At 41.7% G+C, this 22,340-nt stretch carries 18 protein-coding genes; 8 read left to right on the forward strand and 10 right to left on the reverse strand.

Translation table 11 applies throughout. The features are described 5' to 3' along the window. The first annotated feature begins 61 nt into the window (after positions 1-61). On the forward strand, positions 62-583 hold the full coding sequence (locus CCS90_RS14070) for a DUF2937 family protein (protein WP_099020214.1): 522 nt from the start codon (positions 62-64) through the stop codon (positions 581-583). Between the two features lie 71 nt (positions 584-654). Here CCS90_RS14070 and CCS90_RS14075 read toward each other — a convergent pair whose 3' ends face one another. Then, complete coding sequence (locus CCS90_RS14075; protein ID WP_099020215.1) at positions 655-3,012, reverse strand: choice-of-anchor B family protein; 2,358 nt, start codon at positions 3,010-3,012, stop codon at positions 655-657. A 261-nt stretch (positions 3,013-3,273) separates the two neighbouring features. Beyond that, positions 3,274-3,771 (reverse strand): peptidylprolyl isomerase, encoded by a 498-nt coding sequence (locus CCS90_RS14080; RefSeq protein WP_099020216.1) that lies wholly within the window; start codon positions 3,769-3,771, stop codon positions 3,274-3,276. Between the two features lie 152 nt (positions 3,772-3,923). Here CCS90_RS14080 and CCS90_RS14085 point away from each other — a divergent pair, with 152 nt between their 5' ends. The 5 genes from CCS90_RS14085 to CCS90_RS14100 all read left to right on the forward strand — a co-directional run bounded on the left by CCS90_RS14085 (position 3,924) and on the right by CCS90_RS14100 (position 8,052). Continuing rightward, the gene (locus tag CCS90_RS14085) at positions 3,924-5,198 is read left to right on the forward strand and encodes an amidohydrolase (protein ID WP_099020217.1); all 1,275 of its coding nucleotides are present in this window, start codon (positions 3,924-3,926) and stop codon (positions 5,196-5,198) included. Positions 5,199-5,201: 3 nt separating this feature from the next. Next, positions 5,202-6,557 carry an esterase/lipase family protein gene (locus tag CCS90_RS14090; protein ID WP_099020218.1) on the forward strand — a complete coding sequence of 452 codons (1,356 nt, stop codon included), beginning with the start codon at positions 5,202-5,204 and terminating at the stop codon, positions 6,555-6,557. 160 nt (positions 6,558-6,717) lie between these two features. Further along, the gene (locus CCS90_RS14990; protein WP_162846846.1) at positions 6,718-6,879 is read left to right on the forward strand and encodes a hypothetical protein; all 162 of its coding nucleotides are present in this window, start codon (positions 6,718-6,720) and stop codon (positions 6,877-6,879) included. A 12-nt stretch (positions 6,880-6,891) separates the two neighbouring features. Next, entirely contained in the window at positions 6,892-7,191 is a 300-nt protein-coding gene (locus tag CCS90_RS14095) for a hypothetical protein (RefSeq protein ID WP_099020219.1), read from the forward strand. A gap of 177 nt (positions 7,192-7,368) precedes the next feature. After that, a complete protein-coding gene (locus CCS90_RS14100) occupies positions 7,369-8,052 on the forward strand; it encodes a choice-of-anchor Q domain-containing protein (RefSeq protein ID WP_133566503.1) in 684 nt (227 codons plus the stop codon). A gap of 59 nt (positions 8,053-8,111) precedes the next feature. Here the strand turns inward: CCS90_RS14100 and tldD are convergent, their stop codons facing one another. The 7 genes from tldD to rsfS are packed head-to-tail and all read right to left on the reverse strand — an operon-like array spanning position 8,112 to position 16,964. Beyond that, positions 8,112-9,551, reverse strand: a complete 1,440-nt coding sequence (tldD, locus tag CCS90_RS14105; protein ID WP_099020221.1) for a metalloprotease TldD — start codon at positions 9,549-9,551, stop codon at positions 8,112-8,114. A gap of 4 nt (positions 9,552-9,555) precedes the next feature. After that, positions 9,556-10,377, reverse strand: a complete 822-nt coding sequence (locus CCS90_RS14110; RefSeq protein WP_099020222.1) for a paraquat-inducible protein A — start codon at positions 10,375-10,377, stop codon at positions 9,556-9,558. Beyond that, positions 10,370-14,044, reverse strand: a complete 3,675-nt coding sequence (locus CCS90_RS14115; protein ID WP_099020223.1) for a YhdP family phospholipid transporter — start codon at positions 14,042-14,044, stop codon at positions 10,370-10,372. Before CCS90_RS14115 ends, CCS90_RS14110 begins: the two co-directional genes overlap by 8 nt. A gap of 12 nt (positions 14,045-14,056) precedes the next feature. Further along, positions 14,057-15,520 carry an Rne/Rng family ribonuclease gene (locus CCS90_RS14120; RefSeq protein WP_099020224.1) on the reverse strand — a complete coding sequence of 488 codons (1,464 nt, stop codon included), beginning with the start codon at positions 15,518-15,520 and terminating at the stop codon, positions 14,057-14,059. 13 nt (positions 15,521-15,533) lie between these two features. Beyond that, on the reverse strand, positions 15,534-16,142 hold the full coding sequence (locus tag CCS90_RS14125) for a Maf family protein (RefSeq protein ID WP_246027024.1): 609 nt from the start codon (positions 16,140-16,142) through the stop codon (positions 15,534-15,536). Further along, positions 16,135-16,605, reverse strand: coding sequence for a 23S rRNA (pseudouridine(1915)-N(3))-methyltransferase RlmH (gene rlmH, locus CCS90_RS14130; protein ID WP_099020226.1), 471 nt, complete (start codon positions 16,603-16,605; stop codon positions 16,135-16,137). Before rlmH ends, CCS90_RS14125 begins: the two co-directional genes overlap by 8 nt. Then, positions 16,602-16,964 (reverse strand): ribosome silencing factor, encoded by a 363-nt coding sequence (rsfS, locus tag CCS90_RS14135; RefSeq protein WP_246027025.1) that lies wholly within the window; start codon positions 16,962-16,964, stop codon positions 16,602-16,604. Before rsfS ends, rlmH begins: the two co-directional genes overlap by 4 nt. 319 nt (positions 16,965-17,283) lie before the next feature. Here rsfS and ovoA point away from each other — a divergent pair, with 319 nt between their 5' ends. Continuing rightward, a complete protein-coding gene (gene ovoA, locus CCS90_RS14140; protein ID WP_211337042.1) occupies positions 17,284-19,398 on the forward strand; it encodes a 5-histidylcysteine sulfoxide synthase in 2,115 nt (704 codons plus the stop codon). After that, positions 19,395-20,495, forward strand: coding sequence for a pyridoxal phosphate-dependent aminotransferase (locus CCS90_RS14145; RefSeq protein WP_099020228.1), 1,101 nt, complete (start codon positions 19,395-19,397; stop codon positions 20,493-20,495). Before ovoA ends, CCS90_RS14145 begins: the two co-directional genes overlap by 4 nt. Here CCS90_RS14145 and CCS90_RS14150 read toward each other — a convergent pair. Beyond that, on the reverse strand, positions 20,482-22,287 hold the full coding sequence (locus tag CCS90_RS14150) for a tetratricopeptide repeat-containing diguanylate cyclase (RefSeq protein ID WP_099020229.1): 1,806 nt from the start codon (positions 22,285-22,287) through the stop codon (positions 20,482-20,484). The genes CCS90_RS14145 and CCS90_RS14150 overlap by 14 nt on opposite strands. Between the last annotated feature and the right edge of the window lie 53 nt (positions 22,288-22,340).

The raw sequence follows: 22,340 nt of genomic DNA on the forward strand, positions 1-22,340 counted from the left end.
CGAATCGGCTTTTTTGTGGGTTCGTCATTCAGCTGAGATTATTTGATGCTAAAATAAATCCATGATAAAAAATCTAATCGACAAAATTTTTTTCGCAGTGGGCGTCATGTTGTTTTTACAATTACCCCATTTTATTGATCAATACACCCAACGCATGGGTGGCTATGCTGATTCTCAAAAGCAACAAATCCAAGAATACCAAACCATTGCTGACCAACATTTTAATGGTGATCTGGATGCGTATATGCAACGTTTGCAACTCAATGCCGATCCAGCAGTGGCTGAATCGGCAGAGCAAATGGATCAACGATTAAAAAATGCAGCTTCGATAGAAAAAGAACTCAAGGTGTTTGAACAAGAAGCCTTGTGGTATCAGGTCCCCTATTTCATCTCACACATCAGGTATGATTTAGCCAAGGGCACTGCAGAAAACTTCTCACCAGGTTTGCCGCTTAATTTATGGGCATGGGGTTATGGCCTGATTGGTGGTGTCTTATTCAGCCTGCTATTCAATGGGGCAGTTAAATTACCCCGTGTAGTCAGAAGAAAGTCAAAGCAACAATCTTTTTCTAGGCCGAATTGATTGCCCTGGCATTCATTTTCAGAATTGACCCACTATTTGAATGATTGATAATAATGGTAAGTTTTTAACACTCAATCAAATCCATCAATATAAATCACATCCCCTAATGTCTCACAAAAACCAGGAACCTGAACATGGGTCATAGCAACATCGTCCAAATACCATCCAGGGTTATTTACACTGCCGTCAGTTGAATAACTGAAGCGAATCCTGACATCTTGTCCATTGTAAGCCGATAAGTCCATGGTGTGTTGCTGCCATGTACCATTGGAACCCGAAAATGCCGGGGTATTTTCAGTATAACCACATTGATCTGATGTGTTTCTGAAGGTATCTGGATAGGTGGGTGTTATGTCTGGCATCAGCCATGGACCGTCAGCCACACTGATTTCAACCAAGCCACCGTCGTACCTGCTTTCAATGTCATAAAGGGTGTTAAAACTCAAAACAGAAGCTTGCCCTTCAGTCAAATCAAGGGGGTCAGAAGTCAATTGGTTACAGGCATTGTTTTCATTTTGAGACCAATAACTGCGTTCTCCATTAAACACTTGGTCAGTGATTAATTCCCAGCCTAAATGTCTGGTGGCTTGACCTAGACCAGAATCACCCGTTTCAGCCCCAACTGACCACACACCATTGGTTAGATTTCCATAAGCTTGGTTGGACATTTTTAATGAATTGTTGTCTTCCTGAGCATTATTGACATCGATTGATTTAACCAAGTAATGGTAGTTTTGCTCATGTAAAACAGTGTAATCAGTCCAAACAAGATCCGTGATTTCTGTAGCCACCAAATTTGTCGGACCAGGTTCAAAGGCCTCATCTGTGGATCGATACACATTGTAGGCCACTGGTGAACCACAATAGGAAGAAGCTGCACTCCAGTTAACGGTTAAACTACAAGTATTCATCGCATTATCAACCACTGAGCTGATGCCATTGAAGGCAGGGGCTGCTGTACATACTCCAGTGGTTTGGGCTTCACTGCATGTGCTTCTTGCTGATTCACACACACCTTCTGCATTCACTTTAGAAACTTTATAGCCTATGTCAACCAAACCAGACGCTGTCAAATCGGTGAATTGTTCATCGCTGATTTGGTCGGCAATTTGAATGAAGTTATCAGCAGCACATCCACCTTCTGATCGATAAACGTTATACGATTCACCCGCCTCCAAACTGTCTGTCCAAGTGAGTGATATGCTGTTGTCACCACTGGCTTGTGCCACCAAATCAGTCGCTGGTGTCGTGGTTGGACACAACAGCGGATCTAAAATGAACAAACCACCGGAAATGTCACTGACAATCACATTGCCACTGGCAAAATAAGGGTAGTTACTCCAAGCACCGTTGAACACATTGTTGTTATTGCTGGGATAGGTATCAAAATTTGCCACTTCTGTTAGGTTGCCATTTCCTATGTCTGAAATTTCAACCACACTTAAGCCACTGGTGTAATTTGAAAGGTATGCAAAGTTGCCTCTGATGTATAAGTTGTGGTCAATTGAAGCTTCAGGCCCTATGTAACTACCAACAATTTGAGGGGTTTCTAAATCAGCCAGGTCCCAAATATAAGTTTTGGTGTTGTGGCCAAAATTTTGCTCATCCAACTCATCATTCATCAAATAATAACGCTGATCTTCCGTTAACCAACCTTGGTGAGTGTATCTTGAATCAGTATAAGGCGTTCTTGATATCTGTCGTGGAATTGATTTGTCACTGACATCAACAATAGTTAATGTGTTTTCATTGGAGTTGAAACAAATTTCTTGTCCTACATAAGAGACATCGGGTCCAACATACATCACACATTGAGCGTCATGGGTATATCCATCCGCACTGAAACAGCCTTCATTGGTGGGTGCAACAGGATCAGTCAAATCCATCATATGTAAACCACCACTGCAATTGGCCCCCACGGCATAAGCAAAGCCACTGTCTTCATTGATCACAATATTATGCGCATTTCCAAATTCCGTGTAATTGGCAGTTGCGGTAAAGTCCACCGGTGGATTGGGGACATTCCTGAGTTGGGTCAAGTCAAAAATTTGCATCCCATGACCACTGGCCTCTGAGACAATATAGGCATGGTTGTTGTAGGTTTTGATGTCTCGCCAACTGCTGTTCCCTGTGGCAGTGGATAAATGACCAAGGTATACTGGAGCGGTCGGTATCGAAATGTCAACAAATGCAGTGCCTGTACTTAAACCCATCAAGGCATATTCTTTGCCATCAAGTGGATCGGTCCACCCCCAAATGTCATTGCCAGAACCATTACCGGTTCCCATGTCTTCTAAGTGAATTCGGTGCAACAAATCGATGCTGTTACAGGCGTAAAAATCTGCCATGCCATTGATACATTCGGTGAATGGGTGGGCAATGGTAAGCGGGGTGAAGAAGGAAATTATCCAGGCTATTTTCTTAGACATGCATTTTATCAATTATAACTAGCTTGTAAAATATCACATTTCACTGATTAAAACAGTGATGCGCTGCAAAAAAAGCCAGCTGAAGCGCATTATACAGAAAAACATCAAAAACTTAAGGGTTACCCACCTTCATCCTTGGCTGGCTGCTTCCGCGTCCTGCTATCGCAGCACACCTACATCCTTGGCTGGCTGCTTCCGCGTCCTGCTATCGCAGCACACCTACATCCTTGTAGGTGGCACAGATGTTAATTTAAACTACAGTTAAAGGTAGTCGTTCCAATCTTTAACTCGATCAGCTTGGGCTTCCAAAACTGCATCAACATCACCAGATAATTCAATGGTTGAAATTGAGTCACCACCAACAATTGAATTAACCACAGCCATATCGGCATCAGATTCCACTGCACCAAATACCGAATGTTTACCGTCTAACCACGGGGTTGCTACGTGGGTAACAAAAAACTGACTGCCATTGGTACCAGGTCCGGCGTTGGCCATAGACAGCACACCCGGTTTATCATGTTTCAATGAAGCATCAAATTCATCTTCAAATTTATACCCAGGACCACCTGTTCCAGTACCGATTGGACAGCCACCTTGAATCATGAAATCAGGAATCACACGGTGAAATGACAAATCATTGTAAAATCCGTTTTTCACTAAATTAACAAAATTTGCCACTGTGACAGGTGTTTTGTCGTCAGTTAGATTGATGTTGATGTCGCCTTTGTTGGTTTTGATGGTCGCTTTGATCGCCATTGATAATTCTCGAAAAATTTAATTGTGCCTTATAGTAGGGTTTAAACGCCAGCTTTCAAGGGTAATGGTTACATTAATCTACAGGAAAAACCGTTTGCTGATTATCAATGTATGCCTTATCATAAAATCCTGTTATATCAAACGCAAACAACATGAAATTCAGATTCACCTGCTTTACGTTTTTAATTAGCACTTTAATCAGCACTTTTGCCACAGCTGACATACAACAAGACATCATAGATATCGAGGGTAAAATGCTCGACTGGCGGCGGCACTTGCATCAAAATCCAGAACTAAGTAACCGCGAATTTAAAACGTCATCCTATGTAGAAAAGCACCTCAAAGCCTTGGGCTTAGAAGTCAAAACAGGCATAGCCTATACGGGCGTCGTCGGTATTCTCAAAGGTGACAAACCTGGCCCTACTTTAGCGTTGCGTGCTGATATGGATGCGCTACCGGTAACTGAACAAGTGGACTTATCCTTCGTCTCCAAAGCCACAGCAGAATACCGAGGAGAAACGATCGGCGTGATGCATGCTTGTGGACATGATACCCACGTGGCAATCTTGATGGCAACCGCAGAAGTTTTTGCCAAAAACAAAGCCGATCTCGAAGGCACTTTGATGTTTATTTTCCAACCGGCTGAAGAAGGTGCTCCAGGAGATGAGGAAGGCGGTGCTGAACTGATGTTGGCTGAAGGTTTGTTCAATGACATGAAACCTGATGCCGCTTTTGGTTTACATGTATGGTCTAAGGTGAATTCAGGCATTCTTGCATTCAGATCAGGTCCTTTTATGGCAGCCGTCGACGATTTTGAACTTAAAGTCATTGGTAGACAGACTCATGGTTCAACACCTTGGTCCGGTATCGATCCAATTGTAACTGCGGCACAAATTATCAACTCTGTTCAAACCATAGTGTCTCGTAGAACAGCCATAACGACAGCTCCAGCAGTGGTTTCTTTTGGTGCAATCAAAGGCGGGATCCGCAATAACATCATTCCAGATGATGTGACCATGGTCGGAACCATCCGGAATTTTGACATGGATATTCGTGATGACATTCACCGTCATTTAGGCAATATAGTCAGCCATGTAGCACAGGCCAATGATGCTGATGTAGAATTTAAAATCAATGAAGGTTATCCAGTCACAGTCAATGACCCAGAGTTGGCAGAAAAAATGCTGCCTTCACTCTACAAAATATTTGGTAAGGACAATGTGGTAGATCCTGGTTTAATTACAGGCGCAGAAGATTTTTCTTATTTTGCCAATGAAGTGCCGGGCATGTTCTTCTTTTTGGGCATTACACCACAAGGCAAAGATGCCAGTACGGCACCATCCAACCATTCTCCACACTTCTATGTAGATGAACCCGCCTTATTGAATGGTGTTAAAGCTTTCGTACAATTGGTTCAAGATTACTGATTCATGCGGTTTTTGCCCCTTTGTGTGCTCATTTTATTGAGTGCCTGCCAAGTCAGTAAAAGACCCAATTTGGCAGAACTGTATCAGCAACACGGTACCGATCACAGCAACACCCCTTTGATACTGATCCATGGCACCATGGGCAGTAAATTACGCCTCATAGAAAGCCAGGAAGAAGTCTGGCCAGGCAAGATCAACCAGCTGATTTTTTCAAATTACAAAAACTTGGCCAATTTAATCGAGCCATCAGGTATGGCTTTGATGGCCTCAAAAATTGAATCCTATGCCATATTTGATTCATATTCAGGCCTGAGTGTCTATGATGAAATCATTGAAACATTGATTGAATTTGGTGAATACCAATTGAATGTAGTTAATCTTCCAGCAATGCCTGGCAGAAACTTATATGTTTTTAATTATGATTGGCGTCAAGACAATGTCCACAATGCGCAAGTCTTGGCTCATTATATCGACCAGGTATTGATTAAACACCCCGGCCATACCCAAGTAGATGTGGTGGCACATTCAATGGGTGGATTGATATTGCGTTATTACCAAAGGTTTGGCGACAAAGATGTGCTGACTGAATTGAATCAAATTAAAAATGGCAACCCTTACAGCAAAGCCAGTGTTATCAGACATGCTGTGTTCCTCGGCACGCCACAACTAGGAACCGTAAAATCGGTAAAACGATTACAACAGGGATTTGATTTCAACCTCAGAAATATACCGGTTGAAGTGCAAATAACCATGCCCAGTGTATACCAATTATTGCCCCATCCAGACAGCCAGCCTGTGGTCAATGTTGACGGAAACCCCATGGAATTGAATTTATACAATGTTGACTTTTGGCAACAAAACCAATGGTCGATTTTCAATCCAGCAGTTGAAGAACGAATCATCAAACAAGCCACAGATGAAGCCAGTGGTAAAGCACAAGTAACCACATTAAAGCTGTTTTTTGAACATCAACTCGCCCGCGCTGAATTATTTTGGGAAGCCCTTTCACCCGCTTATGAAGTTGACCATGAAGGTTTTATTATTATGGGAGGTGATTGTAAGAAAACGTTGAATAAGTTAATCGTTGAACGCAACGGTGCTGCCGTCAAACTTAATGATGATTTTAAGCCAGATGATGCCTACGAAATTCGTGCATTGCATAAATCCATTTTATTTGAACCTGGAGATGGTCAAGTCAGCAAGTCGTCTTTATTGGGACAAATTCATGATTCCAACACCCACAAAACCACGAAAACCATTAAAATAAAGTACCCAGTTTTCGTCTGTGAAGAGCACCTTAAACTGACACAAAATCTTACGTTCCAAGACAATTTACTGCATGTTTTATTGAATGAATAAAACAAATTAATTTACTTAGCACTACGAACATGTCGATTCAATACAGCACTTAATGCTGAAACATCCCCAGAACGAAAACCAACTTTTTTCTCTTTTTTCAAACGATTTTAAATTTATCCCGAATGTATAAGTAATTCAAATTTAAACACTGAGAAACAAAATGAAAACACATCACCTATTTTCTGGTCTTATTTTTACTTTCATTGCATTTTATGCACATTCAGCCAATTTCATCGTAGATCGATTTGAAGACGCGCCTGATGACCTGCCTGGCAATGGCGTCTGTGCAGCCACCAATATGGTTGGAGCCGTCTGTACGTAAAGAGCAGCCATCATGGAATCAAATGCCCAAGTCGGCTCAGACACCATCCTTATCCCACAGAACACCTATGTTTTATCCAACACGGGTGAAGATGATAGTGGTTTCCTGGGCGATTTGGACATCACCGGTGAGCTCATCATCATCAATGGAATCACTGGCGGTTTTGTGATTGACGGCAATGGTTCAGACCGAATTTTTCATGTGCATTCCGGTGGGGATTTAACCTTGATCAATGCCACATTGACTCATGGCGTCGCCAATTCACCCAATGTAATTGAAGGCGGTGCAGTCAAAATTGAAAACGGTGGTTAATTTGCCACCGATGAAGTTGTATTTGTTAACAACTTAGCCAACCGAGGTGGTGACATCTTCAATGATGGTACAGTGGTGATTGGAAACTCATATTTTCACCACAACGCAGTCACCAATTAAAACACCCCACAAAACCTCAATTCAGTGGGCAGTGCCATACTCAACAGGGAAATTTTATTGTTCGCAACCAGTACCATTGCCCACAATGGCCAACTGTTGGACAATCCAAGCAATGCTGTCCAGACCAGCAGTCAATATGCCATGCATTTTAACCTGAATGGCAACAATGCGGCACCACCGGTCAGTTTTATCTTTAATTCCACCATTGCCAACAATGGTTTTGCTGGCATCAGATCAGACCGTGGTTTTACTGACATCAATCAATCCACCATTGCTAACCATGAAAGCAGGGGTTTGCGGTTTACCAGAAATGACAATCATTTGGACGAATTACAACTTAAGATACGCCATTCTTTAATCGTAAACAGTGATTTTCAGGACTGTAATGATCCCTGGGTATATCCAGTCAGCGAAGTGGATTTAGTGAATAACTACAATGCCAGTACCGATGAGTCTTGTGGTTTTTCTGGCATGAACGACATTGAAAACATCAACAATCCAATCAATGGCTCTTTGCATATGTGGGGAGGTTTTGCGCCTACCTTGATGATAAACGCAAACAACAGCGTCATCGATGCTGCCAGCAATGGTTGTACCGATGAAGATCAAAGAGGAGAAACTCGCCCCTTGGATGGTAACAACAATATGGTTTCAAGTTGTGACATGGGTGCTGTTGAGTTCAACCCAATGACTGACCCAAATGATTCAGATGTTATTTTTAAACACGGTTTTGAAGATTGAATCCCAGCCACTGACAAAAACAGTAACCAGGAAATCAATTAAGAATTTCCTGGTTGCCTTTAAACCTGGGTTCCACCCACCGTTAATTTATCTATTTTCAAACTGGGTTGACCAATGCCAACAGGGATGCTTTGACCATCTTTTCCACAGACACCCAAACCTTGGTCAAATGCCAAGTCATTGCCTACCATACTGACTTGTTGCATAGCAGCTGGACCATCGCCAATCAAAGTGGCACCCTTAACAGGGTATGAGATTTTACCATGCTCAATCATGTATGCCTCTGAAGCAGAAAACACAAACTTACCGTTGGTGATGTCCACTTGACCGCCACTGAAATTAACCGCATACAAGCCCTTTTCCACCGAAGCGATGATTTCATTGGGATCATTTTCGCCACCCAACATATAGGTGTTGGTCATCCGTGGCATTGGCAAATGAGCAAATGATTCTCGTCTTCCATTTCCAGTTGTTGGTACGCCCATTAACCGGGCATTGAGCTTGTCTTGCATGTAGCCACGCAGGATGCCATTTTCTATCAAAACATTTTCTTGTGACTGAGTTCCTTCATCATCTATGTTCAAGGAACCGCGCCTATTGGGTAAAATACCACTGTCAATGATGGTGCATACTTTTGATGTGACCTGTTGGCCCACTTTCCCTGAAAAAGCAGACGAGCCTTTTCGATTGAAATCTCCTTCCAATCCATGTCCAACCGCTTCATGTAACAGCACACCCGGCCAGCCAGCAGCCAAAACAACAGGCATTTCACCCGCCGGTGCTTCTTTGGCCTGAAGGTTGATCAAAGCGCCATGGATGGCTTGCTCAATATAACCATCGGCATAGCCTGCTTTAAACACATCATTCAACAATATCCGTCCACCACCTCCAGCATAACCCATTTCCATGCGACCTTTGTCATCGGTACAGATGACTTGGATGCTGAGCTTAACCATCGGTCTGATATCAGCCGCAAAGACACCATCCGTGGCTGCTACCATGATTTCTTCTTGCGATGAAACCAATGAACAGATCACTTTTTTAACTCGGTGGTCTTGTTTCCTGGCTTTCACATCCATTTGATTCAATAAATCCAAGATGGATTGGTTATCTACACCAGTCAATACATCTTTGGGAGTATAAAGATCAGGTGGCTGATGTTGTTTAAGGTTCACTCCTTTGTGAGTGGATTGACTTCTGGCGATGCTGCGAGCTGTATGAACGGCATGATTGATGCTGTTTTTATTCAACGCATCGGTATAAGCAAAACCTGTTTTTTCACCTTGATTGATGCGTATTCCGACCCCTCGATCAATGCTGTGGCTGCCTGATTTGACTTGCTGATTCTCTAACACCCATGATTCTAATCGTGATGATTGAAAATACAAGTCGGCAAAATCCCCACCTGTGGATAAAGCATCTCCAAGCATTTGTTCAAGGTCATTAACACTTAAACCACCTGGTTCAAGAAAAGTTTGGCTGGTTTGTTTGATTGACATTATTTTATGGTTCCCTCTTAATATTTATGAGGTAAGTTAATAACATGGATGAAATCACGTAAGCAACGAAATAGTAAACACCAATTTGCAAAGTGGCATCTGTAGCGCCACCTGACTTGGTGGTGAAATAAGTCACTAAAATGGCGATAACAAAAACATCCAACATGGACCACTTTCCAATGGCCTTAAGTACTTTAACGCTTTTCTGTGAAAAGTGTAAATTCTGACTGAATAAAACCACAGACATCATTAATGATTTAAGGATGGGGGTTAATATTGTAAATACAAATATGACAATGGCAATGGCCATTTGCCCAGAGTCATATAATTTTTGCAGGGCCGAAACAATGCTTTTGGATTCAAACTGAAATACAGTTTGTCCCAGAACAGGGATCTCCTGATAAGCAATGATGGCCAATATTGGTGCAAACCAGCCTGTAATCAATGCCACTATAGTGACCAGTAACAAAGCCATCAAAGATATCTTTGACTTTAAGAACCCATGAATTAAAAACATCAATACCAATGTGGCTATAAATAACTTGGTGTATTTATACGCCAATTTATCATGTGACTCTGCTTTGGTTTTTAACTCACTCAGTGCATCCAGTTCTTCGGTGTGGCCAGGATACCAACCAAATGTAATGGTTTCTAGCACTTGTTTACTCTTGGATTTAAAATTATCTGACATTGATAGTTTTTCAGACAACTCACCAATTCGATGTTCATAAGCCAAAGACTGCCCCCATGATTCATAAGCCAAATAAGTACAAAAACTGACCACTATCAACAAGTATAGGGTTTGGAACAGGTTATTTTTATTCATCGGATATCAACTCTATTTGGGGATCATCCCAGGTACCAGTGACGTGGTAGATGATTTCATTTTTATTTTTTAATTGTTTATCGAACAACCCTTGTACCAAAAATCCAGCCGCTGCACCCACTGGACCACCAGCAATGGCACCAATGGTTGGGAATGTTTTTCCAATTTGAGGTCGCACAGTGATGGTTTGATTATAACTTTGTTCAGCAAAGCCCACATCACCTTGAATGTGGATTTTAGCAGAAGAAGCTTTGATTAAAAAATCTTGTGTGTTGGCCACACCATCGGTAATCACGAAATGACCCTCCATACTTCTGAACAACAGGCCTTCTGCCAACACATCCCTGAAATCCAACAGCAACCTTCTGGGTAGATTAGTTAGATTAAACAGGCCCAAAACACGACCAAAACCTGGTTGTTGATCCAACACTTGGCCTTGTCCAATTTTAATGTCCAATTCACCGTCAATGTTGGCCATATCAAATTCACTGGGTACACCCGTCCAAATCGCATTCATTTCAATCAAAGTCTGGGCATTGGTGATTGGAGCGTTGAATCCCACATTACTCAAAAAATCCGCAATTTTCTCAGAAAACATCACCACATTAAAATTGGATTGTCCCATCGGTCCTGAGGCTTTGTTCCATGCGCCAGATATGTTGATTTCTGCCAACTCTGATTTGATGCTCATTTGTTCGACTTTGATGCCATCAGCGACGTTCCTCATTTCCATTCTTAAAGCACCCAATGGAATGCCAGCGTAACTGAAATTCTCAGCCCACAGGTGAATATCAGGCACCGCTGATTTGGTTGATGTGGGTGAGTGGGTGTTGTCGTTTTGCACGGAATCTATCCAGTTCAAATGATCGAATTGCGCAACAATGCCTTTGCGGCCTATGTCATCAGCAATGGTGACCAAGCCTTTGATTGCCTGACTGTCTACATTGATTTCATAACTGCTTGCTTGCCGGACGATGTGAAGATCAATTTCAGTGAACTCACGAGACATGAACAACAACTTTTCTATACTGACCCTGACTTCAGAAAAGGGTAAATTTTGACTTTCATTGGCTGTTTTATTTTCTGCCATTAAGGCCAACCATTGGTCTAGATCTAAAACTTTGATGTACCCACCAAATGGAGCTTCACTGGGTGATTCGGCATTGGGATCAATGAATTTTAACTGCGTCAGGTGGTAATCACCTTCTGTGGTATTGATGATTGATTCAATTTGGTTGTTGTAATTGATTTCCACCTGGGATTCTTGGCATGGAATGTTGCATTTGATGGAAAATGTTTTTTGTTCACCTTCAGACTTGTCTAAGGGCGCTGGTAATAAGCTACTGACCCCTGACAGGTCTGATTGTGCGGTCATAAATAATTGGTCTTGTTGGTTTTTAATCCATATATTCCAAAATGACTCGCCTTCAATCGGCAGGATTTGGTTCACTTTATTCAATAAATATTCAGCATTCAAAAAACCTGCAATATTCACATCTATGGACAAGCCAGTTGCTGTTTTGGTGGCTATTTTTCCATTCAATTTAACCGGAGCCGATTGCAATTCTGCTGCCAAGTCATCTATCAGTAAATCATAGCCATCCAATTGGACGGGGCCATTGATATGGTCAAGGCTAAAATGTTCGGTTTCAAATGTACCTTGGTTGAAGTTAATTTGTCCTTGTGGGTTAAAATCAGTTTTTTTATCACTTTTCAATGAAATATCAAAGTTCAATGCAATCTGTTGATCACCACTTAATGTGATGGCATCACTTAATTTGATGTTATTTGATAAAGGCGATTGATTCAGGTAATCCAGAAGTTGGTTGTTTTTTGCTTTTGCAGTCATCTCAACAGATAAAATGCCCACATCCAATGAATCGATATCAACCTGGCTCTTGGCTATTTCTATGCCCTGGGTTTTGGCTTGATTCACCGATACATGGACCTCATCGTGGGTAAATAAAGCGGTGGCATTCAAGTCCGATACAACAGGCCAATCTGGACGAAATTGGTTGCTTGTATTTCTAACATAAGCCCTGGAAACAAACGCTGCGGCACCACTTTTAAATGCTTGTGGGATCATGTCCCCATTGACAAAAACAAAGCCCGTTTCAACAAGCCCTTTGAGTAAGCTGTTGTCTAACCAATTCAAAGTTTTTTCTTTCCATACATTGTGTGGCCAATATTTCCATAGCATACTCACATCCACATCATTCAGGCGACTGTTCAAAATCACAGAATTAACCGCTGTCAAATCAAGGTGCATCCAAAGTTGCAAGTCAAAATCTTCACAATCACACCAAAAGTTATTCAACCTGACCTGCCTATCAGAACTCGCAAAATCAACATCTAATTGAGCCGACAATTGTTGCCAATTCAAGGTGTCTCGATAAAGCGCTGGTGCTGACAAATGACCTGAACCGGTATCAAGTAAAATGTTGGCTTGATTTGTAGTTAATTTGACTTCGCCTGACAGGCCTGCCAAATCAAAGGACTCATGCTTCACGGCCAAGCCTTCGAATGCCACAAAACCTGATTGCAACTCTGCGGCGGCGTGATCAAAACTCAACTCAATGTTCGACAAATCACCCCTCAACTGATCCAATAAGCTTTGGTAATATGCATTTTGCGGTTTGATTTCCAGCAAAAACTGAGTCATTAAATCAATCGGCAAACCTCCACTTTTGATTTGACTGATTGTTCCATTGCGTTGTACATTGATTTCAAAATCATCATGGTTAACACCATTGACTGATAAATCATCAAGTTGCCAATGACTTAACCAATGCTTGTCATCTCCTTGGTGCTTCACTTTTAATTGAAATGACATTCCTTGCTCAGGATTTGACCAATTAAGGTCACCCAATGCATGGCTGACATAACCATTTTCTGCAGTGACCCACAGTTGACCATCCAGGTAGCCGTTTGGAAACTGAATGTCTGTTACCAGTTCATTCAGTTGGTTTACCTCAAATTGATGAAACTTTATATACCATTGTGCATTACGGGTAAGGCTCTGAGACCTTTGACTCAGGCTTCTTACTTCAATGTTTTGGTTGTCTTTGGCACTGTTAATCAAGAGCTTGAAAGCCCTTTGGGTTTTATCTTGTTCCAGCAAGAAATCAGCTTTTAAGCCAGCCAATAAAACTTTGCCTTCTTGGTTGGCTATGTTCAAAACCAATTCATCCACCCGCAGCGAACCGGTAGTGAGTACCCGATCCAACATGTCTGTGAATTTCGCTTCGTCTTGTTGGTTGTTGATGGTTATGCTGGCACCATCCGCCGATTGGATCATGCCCAATTCTGCATTGTTGATGCTTAAATCAATCCCTGTGCGACCGCCAGGCAGTAAATACTGGTAGACATTTATTGATAAACTGGCGGCTTCCAATTCAATATTTTGCTTGCCACTGAGGGTTAAATTCTTTAACTGGAAATAAGGTCCATAACCATTCCATGAACCATCAATTTGATCAATATTGACTTCCAAGTTCCATTGTTCTTCTAAAAATTGTTCCAATTGCTTTTGGTACAAAGATTCAAATGGTAACAACAAGCTTAATAAACCAACACAAACTCCAGCCAAGACCACTGTCAATGCCAGTAAGCCACGAATTTTTACCCACAACTTAAACAACCAATGATGTTTTTTCGTTTTGGTCATTGATCCAAATCCTTAAAGCAAGACCACATCATGTTGATGCCTCTCATAACTGTCTTCCGCTTGAAAACTGATTCTTTTGCCCAATGCTTCTTCCATTTCAGCCAAAGTTTCAGAATGTTCATCAATGATGTATTTGACCAAGCGAGATGAACCTATCACCATCACTTTGCTGGCTTTGAATTGTTTAACAGAACGAGTGATTTCCCGAAATAATTTAAAACTGATGGTTTCGATGGTTTCAATGGATCCATTGCCTTGGCATTTATCACAAGGTTCACACAACAGGTCATTTAAATTCTCAGTGGTTCGCTTACGAGTCATTTCAACCAGCCCCAAACCTGTAAACCCAAGTACATTGGTTCGGGCGCTGTCAGGCTCAAGACATTCTTCAAGGGTTTGTAAAACTTGAATTTTATGAGATTTTTCAATCATATCAATGAAATCAATGATGATGATGCCGCCTATATTCCTCAGCCTTAACTGACGGGCAATGGTCTGAGCTGCTTCTAAATTGGTCTTAAATGCAGTGTCTTCTAATGACTTATAACCCACATATTGACCGGTATTGATATCTATGGTGGTCATTGCTTCATTTTGATCAAAAACCAAATTACCACCTGATTTTAATGGCACCCTTTTACTGATTGAACGATCTATTTCATCATCAATGTGAAATTGATCAAACAAAGGTCGAGTGGATTTGTATTCAATCAATTCACCAGACCAATCTGCTGCATAATCTGCTACAAACATTCTAACGTTTTGGTAGATGTCGTAAGAATCTGTGGTTATTTTAGTCAAGTTTTCGTTGATTTGATCTCTGACCACTTTTTTGGCCAATGAAAATTCACTGTAAATTAAACAGGGTGACTTTGATTCATTGATACGTTGTTCAATTTGTTGCCACAACCGTTGCAAGAAACGCCAATCATGATACAAGGCTGTATAACTCACTTGTTCGGCATTGGTTCTGGCTATTAAGCCAAATGCATCATTGTTCTGGTTGATCTTCATCAACAACGCAGTCAGACGGTCACGTTCTGACTCATCTGTGATGCGTGCTGAAATGGCCGCTAAAGACGGGGAATTGGGCAACATCACCAAGTACCGACTGGGAATACTGAGTTGCGTTGTGATCCTGGCTCCTTTGCTGCCTATTTGGTCTTTAAACACCTGCACCACAATTTTTTGCCCTTCATGTAAAATGCGAGCAATGGACCCTTCAGCCACTGTGGTGGATTCTATGTGTTGTTCAGCGATGTCCGAGACATGAATAAAAGCCGCTTTTTCTTGTCCAATGTTTACAAAGGCTGCTTGTAAGCCTGGCAACACTTTTTCTACGGTTCCTTGGTAAATGTTACCTACGATAGAATGTTTCTGTCCGCGTTCAAGCCACACCTCAGAAAGCATGCCCTCCTCGACCAAAGCCACACGCGTCTCAAATCCATTGCTGTTGATTAATATCTCTTTGGACATAAGCTCACCTTTTCTACAATGTCTTTAAGACATCTAATGGACTTATTATATCCAGTTTATTAAGCAGTTGTGAGGTCTCAAACAAGGGTAAACCCATTATTCCAGAATAACTGCCACTGATGTGCTCGATCCACATCGCAGCATAACCTTGTATACCGTAAGAACCCGCTTTATCCATCGGCTCTCCAGTGGCTATATAAGCATGTATTTGTGCTTCATTAATTTTTGCAAACTTGACATCACTGCGATTCATCAACGAATGAACCTTACCCAGGTAAACAACCGTCACTGCTGTATAGACCTGATGACTTGATCCTGACAGTTGATTCAATACAGCAAAAGCCTCATCAACACTTTGTGGCTTGCCCAAAATTCGATCGTGATGTACCACAGTGGTGTCTGCCGTTAGTATAGGCCACTTTATAGACACTTGGACTTGAGCTGCTTCGGCTTTTTCAATTGACATCCGATGGCAATATTGATCGGCAGGCTCATTGGGATAAGGTGTTTCATCGATATCCACCGCTTGCACCTGTACCTGCCAGCCTAACTGCTCTAGCAATTGTTTGCGCCTGGGTGAAGCTGACGCCAACATCAGGGTGGGATGGGTAGATTTATTCACGGTGATATGGATGGTTATTCAGCATGCTGTACGCTCGATAGATTTGTTCTGCCATAATGACACGGACCAGCTGATGCGGAAATATTAATTTTGATAACGACCAAGTCTGTTTGGCCAGTTTTAAAATTGACTCATCTAGGCCGTCTGCACCACCAATGATGAGATTGATGTCTTGCCCCTGCATTTGCCAATTCGCTAATTGTTGAGATAAAAAAGTCGTGCTGATAGACCGACCCTTTTCATCCAACGCAATGTTCAAGGCGCCAGGTTTAAGTTGTTTGGAAATTATCTGGGCTTCGTGTGACTTTATTTGAGCAATCGACAGGCCTTTTTGTCTCGAAACTGGGTTCAATTCAACCAAATTTATTTTGAGGTGAGCGGGCAGTCGATCGTTGTAAGTTTGATAGGCAGCATTCACCCAATCTGGCATCTTATGCCCGAGTGAAAGCAAACTGATTTTCATTCTTCAGTTGATTCTTTGATGTCCCAAAGGCCTTCCAGATGATAAAACTCACGTGCTTCAACACTCATTACATGTAAAACCGCATCACCACAATCCACAATAATCCATTCATCAGAATTCATGCCTTCTGTACTGAGTATTTCACCACCATTTTCTTCAATCGCTGCGACTGCAGTTTCAGCCAAGTGTCTCATGTGTCGGTTTGAACTGCCGCTACAAATAATCATATAGTCAGTAACTGCAGTCAAATGACTGACAGGTAAAGTGATGACATTTTGCGCTTTGGCTGATTCGACCGCTTGAGAGATGATTTCTGAAATTGAGTTGCTTGGGTTGGTATCTTCTATATTTTTTTGCACAAATTAACAGTTTAATAAAACGGAGGCATTTTAACATGTAAAACTTGAAAACATGAAATGCTTTTACTGATAAGTCGCAGCTATATGGACATTCCGAAGATTTAATTGAAAAATTTGTTGGTATTTCACCTCTTTTGCTGTCAACTCTTGTTAAACGCATCATTGAATATCAAATCATGAAAAAGACATCATCAGCTGCTTAGATGAAAAATCTATTCACGCGTTTCATGGAATTATAACCCACAAATTGATACAATCTTCACACAGCCAAAGGCATCATATGACACTCCAAAACAACAAAATATACCCACCGATTAATATGTCAACACCTATCAGCAAGACGCCTTTGATTCAAAACGGCAGTGCCAACGCAAAAAGGAATGAAATCAAAGCCCATTTCATGAGTACCTATACACGGTATGAAAATTTATTTGAATGCTTAGCCAATGACGAAGCCTATTACCTCAAACCTGAATCATTGCGCCACCCATTGATTTTCTATTTTGCCCACACCGCAGTCTTTTTTGTCAACAAACTGCGAGTGGCTAAATTAATTGAACACAACATCAATGACGACATTGAGTCAATGATGGCCATTGGTGTCGATGAAATGTCTTGGGATGACTTGAATGATGGCAATTATCAGTGGCCCAGCGTTCAAGAAGTCAGAAATTATCGCAAGCATGTGAGTCAACTGGTGTTGAATTTAATTGATCAATTACCATTGACCTTGCCCATTGGGTGGGATGACCCCTTTTGGATCATCTTGATGGGGATTGAACATGAACGGATTCACTTAGAAACTTCTTCGGTATTGATCAGACAATTGGACATCCATCAGGTCAAACCTCACAGTGAATGGCCTCGATGTCAAAATGACAACCCTGTGGTTCAAAACAGCTTAATTCATATTGATGCTGGCACCATTCATCAAGGTCGCCAGCTGCCCAGCGAAACTTACGGCTGGGACAATGAGTATGGGAGTTTGGAGACTGAAGTCGCTGCTTTCAAAGCCAGTCAATATTTGGTTTCTAATCACGAGTTTTTATCATTCATCGAAGATGGTGGCTATCAAGACATTCAATGGTGGACCGATGAAGGCTGGCAGTGGAAGCAATTCAAGCAAGCTGAACACCCCACGTTTTGGTTGAAAAAAGCAGGCCAATGGTATTACCGCAGTATGACAGAAGAGCTTCCCATGCCTTGGAGTTGGCCAGCCGATGTTAATTACCTTGAAGCCAAAGCTTTTTGTAATTGGTTAGCAGCTCGGACTGGAGAGCCCATCAGATTACCAACCGAAGCTGAATGGTTTCGCTTATACCAACACACCATCAACACCCACTATCCACATTGGGACCATACACCTGCCAACATTGATTTGGCTTATTTTGCCTCGTCTGTTCCCGTTGATCATTTTACTTTTGGCCAGGAGCAATTTGGCGACGTTATTGGCAATGTGTGGCAATGGACAGAAACAGCCATCGATGGTTTTGCAGGTTTTCAAGTTCATCCAGCTTATGATGACTTCTCTGTACCCACCTTTGACGGCCAACACAACCTGATCAAAGGTGGCAGTTGGATCAGTACCGGTAATGAAGCCCATAAGGATTCAAGATACGCCTTTCGCAGGCATTTTTTTCAACACGCAGGATTTAGATACGTCGAATCGGAGCAACAAGTGAACCAAAATTTTAACACCTATGAAACGGATGAACTCATTTCTCAGTACCTCGAATTTCATTATGGCAATGAATATTTCAATGTACCAAATTTCCCCAAAGCCTGTATAGATACTTTGATTCAATATGTTGATTTATCCGAACACAAACGCGCATTAGACTTAGGTTGTGCGGTAGGAAGGAGTTCTTTTGAGTTGGCGAAGTATTATGACCATGTTGATGCCCTGGATTTTTCTACGCGCTTTATTCGCAATGCCATTAACTTGGTAGATCATGGTGAAGTTAAATACATGATTCCTACTGAAGGCGAACTGACTGAAGTCAAATCCTTCAGCTTGTCTACATTGGACTTGGGAGAAAAAGCCAACAACATCGAATTTGCACAAGGTGACGCCTGTAATTTAAAAGCCAAATATGATCATTATGATTTGATCTTTGCTGGCAATCTGATAGATCGGCTGTACCAACCCAAGCAGTTTTTGTCCAGCATCAAAGACCGCATCAATGCTGGTGGTTACCTGGTTATCACATCACCTTACACATGGCTGGAAGAATTCACTGAAAAACAAAATTGGTTGGGTGGCGTTAAAATCAACGGTGAAAATCACACCACTTTGGACGCCCTTAAAGAACATCTAAAAGCAGATTTTGAATTGGTGGGTCTACCTCAGGATATACCCTTTGTGATCAGAGAGACAGCGCGAAAACATCAACACACAGTCGCTCAGTTAACAGTCTGGAAAAAACACAAATGAATTTCGAGCCGTTTAAGATGGCTCAATTCAGTGGCCAATGGCCAGCTGGATCATTACACAATATGCACAGCAGCAACCCACAACCAATGACATGGGATGAAGTGGCTGAATTGACTCAAGTTGATGTGGTGGCTGTGCTTAAAAATGCGCCCTTAGGTTATGAGTCCTCACAAGGCAATGAAAAATTACGCCATAGCCTAAGTCTTCATTATCACAAGCAAATAAAAACCAATGACATTGTGCTTACTTCAGGCGCACAAGAAGGGATATTTTTAACCATGCATGCTTTGTTGGATCCGGGTGATCATGTGGTGGTTATAACGCCTTGTTTTGAACCTTTACACAAAGTGGCACATGATTTGGGTGCAAAGGTCAGTACCTGTCAATTAAAACCCCAAGATCAATGGCGTATAGATTGGCCTGCTTTGACTTCATGTTTAAAACCAGAAACCAAGTTATTGATTATCAATTTTCCACATAACCCAACCGGCTCACACATCAGTTCTGCTGATTTACAACGCATCGTTGAATTGTGTGAAAAGAACCATTGTTGGCTGTTTTCAGACGAAGTGTTTCGCGGCTTGGAACACCAAGTCAAGCACAGATTAACTTCAGCAGCTGATTTGTACCACAAAGCCATAGCCATTGGGGTGGTATCAAAAGCCTTGGGGTTACCAGGCATCAGGGTGGGGTGGGTTTCTACGCAAAATCAGTCATTGGTCGATAAAATCATGGTGATAAAATCACACCTTTCCATTTGTCAAAGCAGTTTAGATGCACAGTTGTGTCAAACACTGGTTCCACACAGCGAACGTTTGTGGCAAAGGCATGTTGAAATCATCAAAACCAATAAAGCACTTGTAGAAAAATATTTAGATGGCCACTCACAACTTCACTGGCACCCGCCACAAGCTTCGGCAACTGGCTTCGTCCAATTGAAAAACAAAGTGGCCGCAGGGTTTGTTGATGATTTAGCCAAGCAATCATCCATCATGGTGATGCCCAACGAGGTCTTTCTGACGCAACAACAAGGATTCAGGTTAACCCTGGGCCAAAAAGGGTCGGCTTCCCTGTTGTCGACAATTATGAAGCCCTAACCACAGCGTTACCTTTGAGCAATGAAGCATAGGAAACAACCTGATTGCGGCCTTTGTTTTTTGCTTCAAACAAAGCCAAGTCAGCGTGGGTCAACAACATCGAAGTCTTATAACCAGAAAACCCATTGCTGCTGATGCCAAAGCTGGCTGTGATGTTGAAACTGGCACCAGAAGGTGAGCAGTCTAATTCGGTGATCGCTAGGCGCATTTTTTCCATCAAAGCAATCATTTTCTGGTGAGTGATTCCAGGCGAAACAATACAAAATTCTTCGCCGCCTAAGCGTGCAATCATGATGTCGTGATCAGCTACATTTTCACAGGTAATGATGACTTCCCGCAACACCCAGTCACCGACTAAATGGCCATGCTGGTCGTTGACATTTTTAAAATGATCCAAGTCCATGATGGCTAAATTAATGGGCTCTTGCTTTTCCTTACAGCTTGCCATCATTTGTTTCATTCGTTCTTCAAATGCTTTGCGGGTAAAGACTTTGGTCAGATGGTCAATTTCCGCCACTTCTTTAAAATAATCATGTCTTTTCTTGATTTTATAAGTCCAGACACCTAACAACAGCAAAACACTGACAATCAACAACATCATCAATTGTTGCTTTTTCGCGGTTTCAACTGACAGCCTATTTTCTAACACCAACAGTTTATTGTTTTGATTCAATTGCTCAATCTGTAATTCTTGCGCTAAGTTGGCATGTTTGACACGATAATAAGCTACTTGGGTCGCCAATTTTCGTTCAAACACAGCCTTTTCAATCTCATTTTTCTTGGCTAAAAATAAATAAGCGGGTTGCATCGTATTGGCTTCCAGACTTAATTGAATCAGTACATTGAGCGCTAAAATCAACTGCTCTGACTCTCCAATACTGATGTTTTCTGCAATGGCCAATTTTCCATAGGACATGGCTTGCTTATTCATATCAGCAATCCAATACATATGCGCCATCAAGGCATGGTAATACACTTTGATGTTTTTAAATTGTGTTTTAATGACCTCATCTTCTAAAGACTCCAGTGTATCAACTGCTTGCAGTGCCTGAGCCGAATCATGGCTGTCTTTTTGAGGAAATTGATAGCGAACTTGATCTAATTGTAAGAACAGCGAGGCAATGTGATTTTCAACCGCTTCACAGCGTTCAATGGCTTGTTCAATTTCATTGATGTACTCAGCGCCCTTTCCTTGCCTCATCAATATTCTGTATTTGTTAAAACCACCCATGCATTTGTCATCTTCAGTAAAATCACCTGAGATCAGCAAGTCTGCGTATTTTAAGGCAATTTCATCTTGATTCATTAAGCGATACGAAATGGCAGCCACGTTATTGGTCAGTGACCTCAGGTAATCATCTTCTGTATTTTCTGTGATCTGAATCGCTGTGTTCAAATTTTTCAGCGCAGGTTCAAAATCACCTGTTATGACTTGTAGGTTCGCCAGAAACTGAACAACCCTGGCTTTGTATTCAGGTGTCTCACACAGTGCCTTGGTTTGCTTCAATGCATTGATTGATTGGGAGTAATCACCTTTATAACTTTCTTTATAAATAGACAAGTATTGATACAGACATTGCTCATCGGCTGACATGGTCGCCATCAATGGTTGCATGGCTTCTAACTTAGCTCCAAACTCATCTTGTTGTACTTTTCGGATTTTCTCCAAATCAATGAGCTGGGCTTCCAATTGATTGATGTTTGGATTTTGCTCACTGTCATTGATTTCGGCATAAGCAGGAGCAAAGGCCATAAAACCAGCGATTAAGAATTGTTTGAATGATTTAACCATTAAATAAAAAGTGCCCGTGAATTTTCAAAGGCACTGTGTCATGATATTGAATT

It is taken from the genome of Marinicella litoralis (assembly GCF_002591915.1).
GTDB lineage: Bacteria > Pseudomonadota > Gammaproteobacteria > Xanthomonadales > Marinicellaceae > Marinicella > Marinicella litoralis.

Coding starts and splice junctions, on each gene's coding strand:
- CCS90_RS14070 (WP_099020214.1), top strand. CDS start 62: ATGATAAAAAATCTAATCGACAAAATTTTTTTCGCAGTGGGCGTCATG.
- CCS90_RS14075 (WP_099020215.1), bottom strand. CDS start 3,012: ATGTCTAAGAAAATAGCCTGGATAATTTCCTTCTTCACCCCGCTTACC.
- CCS90_RS14080 (WP_099020216.1), bottom strand. CDS start 3,771: ATGGCGATCAAAGCGACCATCAAAACCAACAAAGGCGACATCAACATC.
- CCS90_RS14085 (WP_099020217.1), top strand. CDS start 3,924: ATGAAATTCAGATTCACCTGCTTTACGTTTTTAATTAGCACTTTAATC.
- CCS90_RS14090 (WP_099020218.1), top strand. CDS start 5,202: ATGCGGTTTTTGCCCCTTTGTGTGCTCATTTTATTGAGTGCCTGCCAA.
- CCS90_RS14990 (WP_162846846.1), top strand. CDS start 6,718: ATGAAAACACATCACCTATTTTCTGGTCTTATTTTTACTTTCATTGCA.
- CCS90_RS14095 (WP_099020219.1), top strand. CDS start 6,892: ATGGAATCAAATGCCCAAGTCGGCTCAGACACCATCCTTATCCCACAG.
- tldD (WP_099020221.1), bottom strand. CDS start 9,551: ATGTCAATCAAACAAACCAGCCAAACTTTTCTTGAACCAGGTGGTTTA.
- CCS90_RS14110 (WP_099020222.1), bottom strand. CDS start 10,377: ATGAATAAAAATAACCTGTTCCAAACCCTATACTTGTTGATAGTGGTC.
- CCS90_RS14115 (WP_099020223.1), bottom strand. CDS start 14,044: ATGACCAAAACGAAAAAACATCATTGGTTGTTTAAGTTGTGGGTAAAA.
- CCS90_RS14120 (WP_099020224.1), bottom strand. CDS start 15,520: ATGTCCAAAGAGATATTAATCAACAGCAATGGATTTGAGACGCGTGTG.
- rlmH (WP_099020226.1), bottom strand. CDS start 16,605: ATGAAAATCAGTTTGCTTTCACTCGGGCATAAGATGCCAGATTGGGTG.
- ovoA (WP_211337042.1), top strand. CDS start 17,284: ATGTCAACACCTATCAGCAAGACGCCTTTGATTCAAAACGGCAGTGCC.
- CCS90_RS14145 (WP_099020228.1), top strand. CDS start 19,395: ATGAATTTCGAGCCGTTTAAGATGGCTCAATTCAGTGGCCAATGGCCA.
- CCS90_RS14150 (WP_099020229.1), bottom strand. CDS start 22,287: ATGGTTAAATCATTCAAACAATTCTTAATCGCTGGTTTTATGGCCTTT.